The sequence below is a fragment of the Adhaeribacter soli genome, from assembly GCF_008727925.1.
GTDB lineage: Bacteria > Bacteroidota > Bacteroidia > Cytophagales > Hymenobacteraceae > Adhaeribacter_A > Adhaeribacter_A soli.
Window position 1 is genome coordinate 155,626 of record NZ_VTWT01000011.1, and the last position, 15,790, is coordinate 171,415.

A 15,790-nucleotide genomic window follows, 5' to 3' on the forward strand; every position below is an offset into this window, starting at 1 on the left:
GAATCCCAAGCCAAACCTTTTCGCTTTCCAATGATAGTTTTAAAAGAACTTCTTATTGCTTCATCACTCTTAGAGTCGTAACATTTTGGCCACTCACTACCTGAAGCAGGTACATGCCAGGCGCCAGCACCGGCAAATCATCCAGCTGCACTATTCCTGAAAGGGCTTTTTTATCTTTCAGGTATAGCGTTTTACCTTCTGCCGTGGTGAATTTAAAGCTGGCCATACTGGTTCCCGGGAGTTTTACCTGCAAACTGCTACGGAAAGGGTTAGGCAATACGGTGATTTCGACTGTCTTTTCCCGTTTAATAGCCACCATGGAAGAATATTCATAACGGCCATTAAAGTCCATTTGCTTCAGGCGATAGTAAACTGCTTTCTCGGCCAAAACGCTACTGTTTTTGTCTAAAAACCCATATTCCCGTACGCTGTTGCTTTGTCCGGCTGCAGCTACTTCTCCAATTGCTTCAAACCTACGGCCATCCGGAGAGCGTTCTACTACAAAAGCTTTGCTGTCTTTTTCCGAAGCAGTAGCCCAGTTTAACTGGTTTCCTTCCAGATTTGCTTTACCGTTGAAATGCAGCCACTTTACCGGTAACGGATTCATCGCATCAGATACCGTCCATAAGGAGAAGCTGCTGGTTTGTACCGTTACGCTACGCAGGTTGCCGTTGCTAATTACCGGCTTTAGTCCTTCTACCGGAATCCAGGTCAGGCCATTGTCTTCGCTTTTCCAGACCTGTGCCAGGTTATTCGGGAAGGTTAGGCCATTATTCTCATCCGAAAGCCAACTTAAGGTTAAGTTAATGGTTTTACCGGTTGGCCTAAACTGTGGTTCAATTTTCCAGTAACGGTTAATACCTTGCACATTTGGCGCGGTTGGGTTAGAAATAAAACTGCCCGTCCCTGTATGCCTGGTTACCGTTATGGCTCCCCAATTTCCCGCATCAGCGTTATCCAAACCAACCCCAATGTTACCGAAAAGGCTGTTGGCCATTCCGGAGCCGATGGAAATCGTTTTAACAAGTTCCCCATTATACTTACGGCCCATTTCTTCTGAAATCGTACCATTTAGGGAAAGCGTTTTGCCGGCTGTAGCCGTTAAATTGCCGGCGGATAATGTAAGTGCTCCAGTTAAAGTTAGGTCCCCTATCATGGTAGCGCCCAATATATCGTCCACTTCCAGGTTATTAATCGTGGCACTGCCAGAAAGCAAGTGACCGGTAAGTTTGCCCGAAATCAGTTTAATTTTTCCGGTTCCGGTTTGCGGGATATTCGCTTCCAGGTTGCCTTTTACTGCCAGCACATAGTCGTTATGCAAGGTCGCGCCTGAACCCGATAAAGTCAGATTGCCGTTTGCTGCTGCATTTCCTGCAGTGGTTATTACAGCATTTGGTCCGCCATAAATAGTCAGGTTGTAGTACGTAAGTGCCGGAAGCGTAAACGATGCAGGGTTTACAAAAGAAACGGTACCGCCGGTAGCCGTAAAAGTGCCACCCGACTGCGTAAATTGCTTTTGCAGCGTTAATATACTTTGCCCGCCCGTTGTAAGCGCTCCGCCGTTGCTTAAGGTCAGCGTATCTGAAACTTTCATTTCCCCGCCGGTAAAGTGTAGTTCTCCGGATATAGTCAGGCTTTTAGCCGCTGCCTTTCCCGAAAACAGTACCGGATAAACCGTTAAACTGGCCGGAATAAGGGCAAGTGCGGTCGAATCAGGTACTGCGGATGTCCAGTTGCCGCTGTCAAACCAATTCGTGGAAACAGCTCCCGTCCAGGTGGTTGCTCTAGGGGTAGTGAAAGTATATATAGAACAATTCGTATTATCGCCGGCTAAGTTGTATGGCACCACTTTCCAGTAATAGGTTTTTCCGCCTGTTAAGCCGCTCAGGTTGTAGGAAAGCCCGGTCTGGTTACTTACCTGCGTAAGTGCGGCCGCCGATGGGCCCATATAAACCTTGTAACCTTCGGCCAGCGGCGAAGCCTGCCAGCTTAGGTTTGCCGGGTAGCCAATAGTATTCGTTGCCGGAGCCGTGCCGGAAACACACACCGGTACCGGCAGCGGCAATATGTTTATGCTATAATCTTCCACCTGCCCGTAATCGCTGTATCCGCAGGAAGTACCGTTGTAGCCGTAATAAGTATGGGTCAGGCGTACGCGCATCCGCGTAAGGCCGGCTCGAGCGGTAGGAGGAACCGTAATAGAGCTATTATACGGACCGAAGCCCGTCAAAGAATAAATCATTTCCCCGGCATCGGTAAAATCGCCGTCGCGGTTATAATCGATCCATACCATAAGCTCCGAATACAAATGGGAGGTTGCGGTTGCAGCGAAGGTTTCGGTAGAACCTGCCTGAATTTGCCCTTGAATAAATGTGAAATCCTGATAACCGCTGCCTGAAGTGCCGGAGTTATTGCTGATGCCGCCAAAGTTCACGCTGCTCACAAATTGATTACTCGTACTGTTGCTACCGGCCGCACAATAGCACGCGGTTTTTGTAAACGAATTCACGCTGCAGCCGGAGGCTTCCCCCGAGCTGTTGTAAGGTACTACTTTCCAATAATAAACAGCATTACCTGTTAATCCGGATGGCCAATAATCAAGGCCGGCCTGATCACTTACGAGCAATAATGCCGTGGGGGAAGTACCAAGATATATTTTATAGCCCGAAGCGCAGTTAACCGCCTGCCAGCTTAGCTTTGATGCCGCACAATTATCAGAACCGTTATTCACCGGGGATATTCCGGTTACACAGGCCAACGGTTGCAGCGTTAAAGAATTTGTGCTGCAACTGGTAGCTTCTCCGGTACTATTGTAAGGCACTATTTTCCAGTAATAGGTTTGGCCGTATACCAAGCCTGTTGGGGTATATGTGGTAGTGGTTTGTGTACTTACCAAGGCAAGCGAAGCCTGAGATAAGCCTAAATATACTTTGTAACCATCGGCATATAGCACAGATTGCCAGCTTAGGGAACCGTTGCAAATCAATTCGGTGCCGTCAGCAGGCGAAAAACCGGTAGCGCAGCCTGGCGCCGGAATCGGCAAAATGTTAAGGGTATAATCTTCGACCTGCCCAACCCAGCTGTTTCCGCAAGAGGTGCCATTATAGCCATTAGTAGTATGATCGAGCCGTACCCGCATACGGGTTAAGCCTACCGAAGCCGTAAGCGGGATAGTAATATTAGAACTGTAAGGGCCCGCCCGATTGCCGGAATATACAAGTTCCCCTACATCGGTAAAGTCACCGTCGCCATTATAATCGATCCAGGCCTGCAGGCTGGAATATAAATGCCCGGTTCCACTTACATCAAAATTATAGGTGCCGCCGGCGGTAACCTGTCCGGTAATTGCAGTAAAGTCCTGATACCCTCCGCCTGAAGTGCCTGAATTATTGCTTATTCCGCCGAAATTCAGGTTACTGATAAATTGACCATCAGGATAATCGGTGCCGGCCGGGCAATAGCAGATGGATTTGGTAAAAGAATTCACACTGCAGCCGGCAGCCTCACCGCTGCTGTTATAAGGCACTACCTTCCAGTAATACGTAGATGTACCTGTTAGCCCGGAAGGAGAATAAGCAGTACCCGCTTGGTTGCTGATGAGTGATAATGCTGCAGGAGAAGTGCCAAGGTATAGTTTATAGCCGGTCGCGCAGCTAACCGGCTGCCAGCTCAGTGTAGATGTTCCACAATTATCAGAGCCGTTGTTTACCGGCGATATACCGGTTGCACAAGCTAAAGGCTGAACCGTAAAGGAATTCGTGCTGCAGCCGGCAGCCTCACCGCCGCTGTTATAAGGTACTACTTTCCAGTAATAGATATGGCCGTATAACAAGCCTGTTGGAGTATATGTGGTGGTAGTTTGCGTGCTTACCAGAGCAAGCGATGCCGGAGATAAGCCTGTATATACCTTGTATCCCTCTGCATATAGTACGGATTGCCAGCTTAAAGAACGGCTGCACAACAATTCGTTGCCATCTGAAGGGGAGAAACCGGCAGCGCATCTTGGCGCTGCAAGCTGCCGGATATTTATAGTGTAATCCTCTACATCCCCAACATCATTGGTTCCGCACGGGGTGATGTTGCTACTATAAGCTGTATGCAAAAGCCGTAGCCGCATGCGGGTATTTCCGATTGAAGCTGTAACCGGAATAGTGATAGAAGCACTGTACGGGCCCGCAGTATTGTTCGCATAAATTTGCTCCCCGGCATCGTCAAAATCGCCGTCCCGGTTATAATCGATCCATGCCAAAAACCTGGAATACGACCCATTCCCGTTGCCGGCTGCCGCGAAAGGAACTGTAGTACCGGCCATTACGCGTCCGGTATCTGAAGAAGTAAATTGCTGATACCCATTGCCTGAAAAATATGAATAGTTGTTTATCCCGGCAAAGTGTACTTCCGTAATCCGATGGTTATCGGCATACGTGGTGCCGGTTGAACAGTAACAAGTATATTTTGTAAAGGAATATATGTTACACCCTGGAGCATCGGCGGCGCTGTTGTATGGCACTACTTTCCAGTAATATGTGGAACCGCTCAGTAAACTTGGCGGAGTATAGGTAGTACCGGTCTGGGTGCTTACCAAAACCAGCGTTTGTGCCGAAGATCCCATATAAACTTTGTAACCTGCTGCATTGGTTGCAGCCTGCCAGCTTAATGTAGCAAGGCACTCCTGATCAGTACCGTTAGCAGGGAACATACCGGTTGCACAAACAGGTGCTGGCGGAGGCAGTATGTTTAGGCTGTAATCTTCTACCTGTCCAAAATAACTGTCGCCGCAGGGGGTGTAGTTGCCGCCGTAAGAATCATTAACGAGCCGAATGCGCATACGGGTTGTACCCACTGAAGCAGTAAGTGGTATGGTAATAGCAGAAGTATAAGGCCCAGCTATTGCCACCGTAGAATAGATAAGCTCTCCCGTATCCGTAAAATCGTCATCCTGGTTGTAATCTATCCAAACATAAATCAGGCAATTGCTAGAGGGGGCTTTTGTTGCTGTAAAGGTATAAGTGCCGCCGGCCGTTACCTGCCCGGTTTGAGAAGTAAAATCCTGATACCCACCGCCGGTAGTGCCCGAATTGTTGTTGATTCCGGCAAAATTTACATTATCGATATACCGAACATTGTTGCTGGATATTTTTGGATTGTTTACAGATATGCCGGCCTGGCAATATTGCTCCACAATTAAATTTATGGTGTAGGTTTTAATGGTAGACCCGTCCTGGGCCGTTACTTTTACTTCAATGGTGTTACTACCAACCGTTACCGGTAAAGCAGCAGAAGGGGTATTCCGGGCCAGTGGGGCATAGGTGCCTCCATTTACCCGTAGCCGCACGTCAGCATAAAGGTGACTAGCTGCCGCGGTTAAGGTAAATGGCAACATCGATTTATCTATGGTAACGGAGTAACCGGTAGTTGCCGAAGCGAATACCGGCGACAAGGTGCCCTTATTTACAGATAGGGAGGAAAGATTGGCATCAGCAGAAATATATGTATTTTTCTGGTTGGTTTCCAGGGTATTACGCTCCGAGGTTGATAAAACGGTATTGAACATAACCATTTCCGGCGTATAGAAATTTCCTTGTTGGGTAAGTTCGTTCCGATTACCCATTCGGAGGGAGTTTCCATTGTCGCTGTAAGCAGCCACGGAAAACGCGCCGGTTTGAATTCCGTTCCGGTAAGAATAGGTAGTGCTGCCAGCAGCGAATTGGCTGGTAAAGGAATACACCGAAGCCGGCACCAACGAGCTTATGTCAGAGCGGGGATTTGCGTTTGCAAGGCTTGTGGCGGAACCGACGGTCGTAGCAGCGTTTCCGATATAAAAATCGCCGCCATTATTCGTAAAATCGAAGGGGCTTGGATAATTGGTATTGGCTCCGGCAGCCGTGCCAGTCTTGCTAATAAAAGAGCCTGGGGTAGGGCTGGTGCCTTTCGCTACGCCTACCATTGTTACCGCACCCGGGAACATTACTTCCTTTGCCGTAGCCAGGTTTGAGGTGCCGAAATAAATGGCAGGCAGTTTATTTAAGCGGTGTATAACTCCGCCATTTACCAGACGCGGTTGGGTGGCTGCCAGTAACTGAAATAAATCGCGGCCATAACCGGACTGGTCGTACCAAACAACAATAGAGCCGTTACTGTTGCCCACAAAACCTTTCAGCGCGGCAGTATCTAATTGTCCGCCGCTGGTAAAACCAATATCGTACACTGCATTATCGCTGCTTCTTATTACCTGGATGGCCGATCCGGAATAATTGCTGCTAAGTTTGCGCAAAGAGTAAACTGCGGCGCCGGTGGTACTGCCAAGGCCGGCATTGTCCAGCGTGTTTACCCGGGTAATGGTTACTGAATAAATTTTCGTAGTGCTGCCATCCTGGGCGGTAACTCTTAAATCAACGGTAGTTTTCACCCTGTTCAAAACCACTGCAGCTGAAGCCGAACCACTGTTAATGGGAGCCCATCCTCCCCCGTTTACCTGGATCTGAAGCGAGGCATTAGCCTCTGCCTTGGTAGGGGTAACCGTAATGGAGGTAGCATTAGTTACTAATGCGGTATAATTTGTTGTTGTACTGGCGAACGCCGGCGATAAGGTGCCGCTGCTGAGGGTTAAGTTGGAAAGGTCCGCATTCGTAGAATTTACGGTAATAACCTTCGATGAAAAGCTGCCGCAGGTAGTAGTTAAGTAAATGGTAGCCGTACCAGCGCCAACTCCGGTAACCACTCCGGCAGCATTTACAGTTGCAATGCCGGTGTTGCTGCTGGCCCAGTTACCAGAAGCATAATCTATGTACTTCACAATCACCACGCCGGAGCCGCCCGAGCCGCCTAAGCCAATACCGCCGCCGCCACCGCCCCCGCTGCCGGTATTTGCAACACCATTTGTGGCCAACGTTGGGTTGCCCCCGCCATTGCCACCAATTCCGGAACCACCCACTCCTAAAGTAGTATTGGTACAGGTTCTGCCGCCGCCGCCACCCGCCGCATAATTAACCCCAACGCCTGTAATGTAATCAAACTTGCCTATGCCGCCATTTCCGCCGGTAGCGCTTGATGCCGCCGAACCGGTTCCACCGGCACCGCCGCCGCCGCCGCCGGCTGCACTACAACCTAAGTCTGCCGCAGTCCCATTTCCGCCGTTGTTTCCTTGCCCCGCACTGCCCGCTCCAGCTGATGCACCAGTAGGGTTGCCTCCGGAAGCGCCGCTGCCACCACCACCGGAGCCGCCACTATAGGCTGCTCCACCGCCGTCACGGCTAGCCCCTCGTCCGCCGCCGGTTGCTACCATTAGCGTACCAAAAGAAGAGTTTCCACCGTTTGCTTCCGGGCCGCCACCGCCACCCACTGTAATTGTATAAGTGGTTCCTCCAACCAGGGCTTGGGTATTGGTGCTGCGCACACCGCCGCCGCCGCCGCCGCCGCCACCATTAGAGCCGCCGCCTCCGCCGCCGGCCACTACCAGCATTCCCACATTGCCACTAAAGCCGGCGGGTACGGTAAAGGTACCTGAGGAGGTGAATCTATGGATGCGGTAGCCATTTACTACGGTAAGCGTCCCCCCCGTGGGAAGATCAGGGCCCGTTAAATTAATGCTGCTTCCAACACTTACAACAGAACTTCCATTGATAGCGCCGGTAGGGCATTGGGCGTAACCAGAAAAAAACTGCAACGTCAGAAGTACCGTTGAAACCAGGAAATGTAAGGAATTCCGCATAAGGCCAATTAAAAAGATTTACTGGTTTTGTAGTGGGCTTTGCTAAGGCCTGCTGTAAAACCCCGTGGCAATGGTTAAAGAATAGGAAGCAGAATTAGGCACCCAACCAGTAACAAAGTTTCAATAAATAATAACTTAAATCCTAAAAAATGGCATAGACAAAGTGTGTACACATTTTGTAATACGTTGTCTTTCAGGTTGTTTTTTTATTGTTGGAAGGGGAGGCGACAGAAGTGAGAAATTAAAATCCAGGAAATTGCGATCGGATAAATTTGCCAAAACGGTATCTGATTTGGGAAAAAGGTGGTGTTAAAGCTTGAGTCTGCAATGCCGGAAACTGACTGATCGGAAGGCATTTTTAAGTTTTGAATTACCTTCAGTTAAATTGCCTTCAACCAATATTAATAATCCCTATTAGCTTATTAAATATGACTAATTACTTTGTTATATCACTTGTAACTTTACCTAAAGCCTGATTATCTAATTTGCAATACTGATACCTTAAAATATGTAAACTAAAATCAGTACGCATTTCGGTGAAAAAACAGACACCTTCCTTTTTCAAACGGTATGTTTTTTGGCAAAAAACCGGACGCTAACTATCTAATATACTTAAGGTTCCAAGATAGCAGATCTTTGTTCAGGAGACAATTAAAGTAAAAAGAAGCAGGCTATCAAACAGAAGATGCGTCATCATTCTCTGCTTCCGGTTTCTCAGGATTTAGGCCTTCTTCTATTTCGGCAATCTTTTTGAAAAGGCGGGTTTTGGCGCGGCGCACGCTTGCCGGTTCGATGTTGAGCAGAGTAGCAATCTCTTTAGTAGTTAGGTTAATGTGGAAGTAACTATAGAGCCGCAGTTCATTTTTGGTAAGGTTAGGGTATTTGGCCTGGAGGTCCTGGAAAAAGTTAGGATGAACCTGCTCAAAGTGAAGCCTGAATTTGCTCCAGTCATCGTCCAGGTGCAGGTTAGATTGCAGCAGCGATTTTACTTCGGAAAGTTCTTTGTGCTTGTTGTTCGGGTTTAATTTAGGGAGCTCTTCAATCTGGAGTTTCAGCTTGGCCAGCATGGCATTTTTCTGCTCCATATAGAGCGTAATGGATGCAAGTTCGCGGTGATTGTCGGCCAGTTTTTTCTGAAGCTCTTTGTTCACGGACTTTCCTTCCAGAATATCGACGTTGAGCTGCCGGTTTTCCAGTTCTTTTATATTCCGCTGGTTTTCGGTTTCCCGGAAGGCATCCTGTATTTGTTCATTTTCCAGGGTTATTTGTCGGTGCAGCTTTTCCCTGCGTCTTATTTCATTTGCCAAATGGCGGGCTTCTTCTTCTTTAACCGCCAGGCTGTCGCGCAGGGTTTGCAACCGGGAAACTGTAACTACCGAAAAGCATAGCCCCAGCGAAATTATGGCCAGATCCGGGAGAACTAAGCGGCCCGCATTATCGGAGCTAAAAAATACGTGGTAAAAGGCTACGCTGAAAATGAAGAATATCGGCACCAAGTTAGCATACAAATAGGGCTTGGCAAATGGAATATTGCGTCGGTAAGCTATAATTCCGGTTATTACTAACAATGTAACTACCCCCAAAACAAGCAAATTATCAAAGCCTATAGTATAGGGATTTATGCAAAACACCGTTATGTTTATGAGCATAACTATTGCCGTGAAAGTCAGATAGGTGTACAACGCATAGCGCAGCCAGGAATCGAGCTTTGGCAGGTTCAGCTTCGTTTGTAAGTAAGAACGGGTGAATTGTACGCTTCCAAACAAAATTAAAGCTACGCTCAAATGCATAAGCACCTGGTTCAGATCATAAAAGTTGGCTTTCCCTTCCGACGTTAGGCGCAGATTAAATACCGGCGATGGAAAGGCGATATTAAAGAAGAACCGGTAGGCCGTAATATATAGCATGCCGCCCACCTGTAGTATCAGAAAATACGCAATGGTGCTATCGCGGAAGCGGTAATACAAGTGAAGGTTATTCAGAAACAAAATAACCAGCAGGGCCAGAGATACTATCCAGGCGGCGCCAAAGAAGTAGGCGGCCTCCTGGGCCTCAGCTTCTTTTTCCCACTGTAAGGAAAGCTTAACGGCAGCCGGAATTGGGGTAGGGCCGGTCAGGTTTACCTTAACATAAATAACAGAGGTGGATTTTCCTGGCAAAAGCATTGAAAACCGGCCCCTGGTTCTGTTATTATCTGAGGGTGCGTAGACGCCGGCCCGCTGCAACTCCCATTTTTCAGTATCCGGATTAAACTGGAATAAGGTATTGTCCAAATATGGCAGCACTCTAAGCTGATAGGAAGCGGTAAAACTGCTTTGGTTGGCAGCAGTTATTTTTAGCCAATACCGACTGACTTTCCCGGCCCGCAAGGAATCGATAGGGATAAATTTTAAAGCAGGATCGGTTCTTACGCGTTCAAAAGTATAGCCCTTATCTTCCAGCACCTGCCAGGTTATTTTGGGCTCCCGGCTTTCTCCGGCGGCCATTAAAGGCGTTGTCCAGCCCAGGATAATTACCAGAAAGCTAAAAACACAACTTAACTTAAAATAGAACTGAAGGCTGGCAGATCGCGGCAAAATAATAAGGTAGTAAGGTCAAAAGACTGTACGCCCTTTACTTAAAAAGGATCAATGTAAAATTACTGTGTAATTTTTTAATTAAATTACTAAATGCCACAATATTTTATTTGTGATTTGATAATAAAATAAACTTAGAATCGCCTTAAAAATGAAAGGTAGAAAAGTGTGGATAATATGTTATTGGATATTAAAGGCCAAAACTGCCGGACCTCCTCCAGGTCAAAGAACAGGTAGCTATCCAGTATTTCTCTGCGATAGCTGCCATTGAAGCGTTCTATATAGCCATTCTGCATCGGCTTGCCCGGCTGGATATACTGGATGCTGGTCTTTTCCTTTTCACACCACAAGGTAAAATCAGCGCTGGTAAACTCCGGCCCGTTGTCTACTCTGATCGTTTTGGGCTTCCCCCGCCAGTCTATTAATTGCTCCAGGCTGCGGATCACGCTTTTAACTGCAATGGAAGTGGCTACTTCTATTGCCAGTGCTTCCCGGTTGCAGTTATCGATCACGTTCAGGGTCCGGAACTTATTGCCTGACACCAGTGAGTCGCTCATAAAGTCCATGCTCCAGCTCCTATTAAGTTCGGGTTGCTGCACTAAAGGCTGCTTTACCCGGGCCGGCAGTCTGCGTTTGCCTCTTCTTTTCTTGTTTAGCTTTAATAATCGGTAGATCCGGTACACCCGTTTGTGATTCCACGTTTTACCAGCCCTTTTCAGGCAGGAGAGCAGTTTCCGAAAGCCATAGGCCGGGTGAGCAGCAACCAGCTCCTGCAGGGCAGTGATCACTTCTGAATCATCCTTACAGCTTTTATAATAGTACTTCGAGCGCGAAAGGCTGCTTAAACTACAGGCCCTGGTAACCGATAAGCCATATGCCGAAACCAACTCTTCAGCTAAGGCTTTCTGCTGCCAGAGCCCCAGCCTTTTTTGACCCGCAGACGTGCGTCAGTATCGGGTCGATTACCTCCTTTAAAATAGCATGATCCAGGCTCAGGTCTGCAAACATTTTCTTGAGCCGCTGGTTTTCTTCTTCCCCTTCTATTAGCCGCTGCACATCTGAGGCTTCCATACCCCCGTAGCGGCTCTTCCACTTGTAAAAGGCCGCCCGGCTGTTCTCCAGCTCCCGGCAAATGTCCTCCGCCTTTGGCCCCGCTTCGTGCTCCTTTAATGCCTTAACAATCTGGCTCTCGGTAAATCTTGTCTTTTTCATCTTATCAGTTTAAAATTAAACATTTCTGTCTACTTTTAAACTGTCTCGTTTTTAGGGATACTTACAGAGGGAAGTTAAAGAGGAGAATTTTTTAACGCGCAGGCTAAGCTTGCTGGAAGTATTGATTTTAGAATAACAAATATTAAACACGGAGCAAGATTAACCGTGTGCAGGCAGAAATGTTGGGGGTGATGCCTGGGACAACTATTCTACTTCAGAAGTAAAAGTTCTTTTCACAGAAAGTCGGACTTAAAACCTAAAGTCAAATTTTTTATGCACGAGGGGATGCTAGATAAATAAAAATCCTGCTTCGTTGAATGGAAAGCAGGATTTTTGTTTCAGTTGACCAAAGGAGTGAAATACCGAACTTTATCCACAAAGATGTGGCCTATTTTTAGACACAAAATATATGATTTGAAATTGAAAAATGATTTTTGTCTACTAGTAAAAGGATCAAATTCAGGAATACTCATTATGATATCCAACATGTCTTTATGAATAAGCTTGTATATAAGAAAGTCATAAATACCTAGTTGTTGCTTGATAACGATGTGTAGAAATGAGGTAATTAAATGCATTTATCTTAATGAGATTGAGGTTTTGAAAGAAATTAAAAGATTTAAAGGTTGTTTATTATAAAATTAATAAATAAAATACTACTTTTGACCATCTGGAATTTAGCCGATAGATTTTTGCTTTATCTGATTTCTAATATCAAATATTCTTCAGTTATAAATAACTCAAACCCACTTCAAAATAGAAGGGAGATCAGCGCGTAGTACGGCGTCTGAAAATTTATTTAAGTCCGGGCTTTAAGCCGGAAGTGCCCAAGTATTATCTGCCAGAATCAATTACGGCGGAAAAATCATACCAAATTAACCGTTCCGCAGGAAAAAGGGCCTCCGGAAGGCTGGCCCGGTAATGCTATTCACTAATTTTTACGCTTTACATAAACAAAACCCACAATGCTTCACAGGAAGTATAATTTCCTGAAAAGCCACAACAAACGTCATGTTTTATTAATGCTATATGAGAAAAACAGTACCAACGCGCCAGGCCAACTCCGGGCAGCCCGTCTTTACAACCAGAAAGCAAACAGGGTTCTTAACCAAAGGCTGCCAGATGCTGGAGAAGCTTTGTTTTTTTGTGTTATTGGTAATTATTCCGGTACAGTTTAGCGCAGCCCAATGCCCAACCGGAACAATTGGCGGCGCTACAACGGTGCCTACCGGCGGCAGCATTACCTCAACTGCTCCAACAATGCCATCCGGCGGCTCTGTTACTACCGTTTCAGGTTACCGCATTCATAAATTTACGTCATCGGGCACATTTAGTGTGCCGGCTGGCTTTAGCGGTTCTGTAGAAGTATTAACAGTGGCCGGCGGCGGCGGCGGTGGCGGAAACGGCGGCGGCGGCGGCGGTGCCGGAGCGGTCAGAAATGTTACAATCGGTTTAACAGCCAATACGAATTATGCGGTTACAGTAGGTGCCGGCGGCGCAGGTGGGTCTGCTCATACGATTGGCGGCAACGGCGGGAATTCCATTTTTTCAACCGTTGCAGTTGCTGGCGGCGGCGGCGGCGCCAGCCGCGATGCCGGCGGCGCTGCCCAGAGTGGCGGTTCAGGCGGCGGCGGCGGCGGCGTAACCGGTGGGAACCCTTCCGGTGCTACTGCAGGCAGCGGTGTTTCAGGACAAGGCTACAATGGCGGAAATGGCACCTGGGCAGATTTTGGCTGCAATGCTGCCGGCGGCGGCGGCGGCGGTCATGCCGGCCCTGGTACAGCAGCAGGAAATATGGTTGGCGGCAATGGCGGAAGCGGATCATATTATTACATCACAGGCTCGGGGGTAATTTATGCTGCCGGCGGCGGCGGCGGCCGGACCTGTACCAATTCAACGCTGGGTATTGGCGGCAGCGGTATTGGTGGAAACGGGGGTGGCAACCCGACTGTAGCTACGAATGGGGCAGCAAATACCGGTAGCGGCGGCGGCGGCGGCGGCCAAGTTGGCGCCGGTGGCACCGGTGGTTCAGGCGTGGTTATTATCCGCTACTTAGATTACAGCGCCGGCTACTGGAGTAGTAGCAATACCAGCATTGCAACAGTAAATTCTTCAGGCCTGGTTACCGGCATAAGCCCCGGCACGGCTACCATACAATTTAATTCTACCTGCAGCGGGGTTTCTTCTAAAACGGTTACCGTATATGAGGCCCCAAAAACAGCCCTGCATTTCGATGGCACAAACGATTATGTAAACATGACCTCCTCTGTTACGGAGTTGGGCAAAGCAAATTTTACAATTGAAGCTTGGATCAAAACAACAGGAGTTTCGTGTGGGATTGTTACTTGCTCTGACGGGAGTACAAGTTGGAACCCGGGAGAGAAGGTGTTATACCTTAATAGTGCAGGCTATCCAACATTTGTAGGATGGGGCAATTATTACATTAATAGTAACCAGGCTGTGAATGATGGAAAATGGCACCATATAGCCGTAGTATGGGCTTATGCAGGTTCCGGCACTTCCGGAACACCCAAGATGTACATCGATGGTGCGGACAAGACAGCCGCATCCGACTACGTAGCTCATTACGACAATTTTGGTAATTTCAAGTTGGGTGTGCCCAATTACAATTATGGTGAAGCTCCAAACTTCTTTAATGGCGCTATGGATGAAATCCGTATCTGGAACACTGCCAGGTCGCAGGCGCAAATCCAGGCTGGTATGGTAAGCCCAATAGGTTCGCCTGCTTCCGGGCTCATGGCATATTATAATTTCGATGAAGGAACAGCTGGCGCAAATAATACTGGTTTAAGTACATTAACTGACCATTCCGGAAATAATTTCCATGGCACGTTAACCAATCTGGCCAGAAGCGGCAGCACCTCTAATTGGGTGGAAAGCTACGCGATGGTGGTCCCGGTAGTAGCTTCGGCCAGCAACATTACCGCTTCCGGCTTTACAGCCAACTGGTCTGCTCCGGCAGTAGGCACGGTAACTAATTATTTGCTTGATGTTTCTACCAATTCAGCTTTCAGTTCTTTCGTAAGCGGTTACAACAGTAAAAATGTGGGTACTGCTACTTCGTCGGCGGTAACGGGTCTTTCTCCGGTTACTACTTATTATTACCGGGTGCGGGCTGATAAAACATCGGTAACAGGCCAGGGTGCTAATTCGGGTACAACCGTAGCTACTACTTATTCCAATATTTCTACTTTATCGGGCCTAACAATCAGTTCCGGCACTTTAAGCCCGGTATTTTCCTCAGCCACCACTTCTTATTCGGCCAGCGTGGCAAATTCGGTTTCAAGTATTACCGTAAGGCCAACCAAAACCCAAACCAATGCCACTATTCAGGTACAGGTAAACAGCCAGGGTTATTCAACGGTAGCAAGCGGCAATATTTCGTCTGCACTTGCTTTGAATACCGGAAACAATGCCATAAATGTTAGGGTAATAGCGCAGGATGGCAGTGCTACAATCTATACGGTAACGGTTGACAGGCAGGCACTAGTGCCAACTATAACTTCCTTTACGCCCCTCAGCGGCCAGCCCGGAACTTCTGTAACCATAACCGGTACCAACTTCAACGCCACAGCCGCTAATAATGTGGTATTTTTCGGGGCAACCCGGGCCACGGTAACGGCCGCCAGCGCTACCAGCTTAATGGTAACCGTGCCGGCCGGGGCAGCCCACGCCCCCATAACGGTGCTCAATACAGCTACCACGCTGGCCACTTACAGCAGCCGGTTCTTTCTGCCAACCTTCAGCCCGAACAAAGGCAGCATTACCACAGCCGATATGGCCCCCAAAGCCGATTTTGCTACAGGAAATGAACCTTTTTCCGTAGCCATCGGGGATATAGACGGTGACGGCAAGCCGGACCTGGCTATCGCTAATTTTAACTCCAATACCGTTTCAGTGCTTCGGAATACGGGCAGCAGCGGCACGGTAAGCTTTGCCGCCAAAACCGATTTCACTACAGGAATTGCTCCTCATTCGGTAGCTATCGGGGATATAGACGGTGACGGCAAGCCCGACCTGGTTACAGCTAATTATAGCTCCAATAGCGTATCGGTTCTTCGGAACACGGGCAGCAACGGCACGGTAAGTTTTGCCACCAAAGCAGATTTCACCACAGGAGGTGCGCCTACTTCCGTAGCCATCGGGGATATAGACGGGGACGGCAAGCCGGACCTGGCTATCGCTAATCTTAGCTCCACTTATGTTTCAGTGCTCCGGAACATAGGCAGCAGCGGCACGGTAAGCTTTGCCGCCAAAGCAGATTTTGTTA

General features: G+C 48.1%; 3 protein-coding genes and 1 pseudogene. 1 reads left to right on the top strand and 3 read right to left on the bottom strand.

Translation table 11 applies throughout. The annotated features are described in order from the left end of the window. Positions 1-52 precede the first annotated feature (52 nt). From F0P94_RS17380 to F0P94_RS17390, 3 genes and pseudogenes are all read right to left on the bottom strand, one after another. Positions 53-7,711 (bottom strand): GEVED domain-containing protein, encoded by a 7,659-nt coding sequence (locus F0P94_RS17380; protein ID WP_150905419.1) that lies wholly within the window; start codon positions 7,709-7,711, stop codon positions 53-55. A 674-nt stretch (positions 7,712-8,385) separates the two neighbouring features. Beyond that, positions 8,386-10,287 (bottom strand): 7TM diverse intracellular signaling domain-containing protein, encoded by a 1,902-nt coding sequence (locus tag F0P94_RS17385; protein ID WP_150905421.1) that lies wholly within the window; start codon positions 10,285-10,287, stop codon positions 8,386-8,388. A gap of 134 nt (positions 10,288-10,421) precedes the next feature. Beyond that, positions 10,422-11,499 (bottom strand): annotated as a pseudogene (locus F0P94_RS17390) (IS3 family transposase). Positions 11,500-12,528: 1,029 nt separating this feature from the next. On the opposite strand from F0P94_RS17390, the gene F0P94_RS17400 reads away from it, so the two are divergent. Then, positions 12,529-15,790: FG-GAP-like repeat-containing protein (locus tag F0P94_RS17400; protein WP_191907088.1), on the top strand; the 3,262-nt coding region annotated here is incomplete at its 3' end.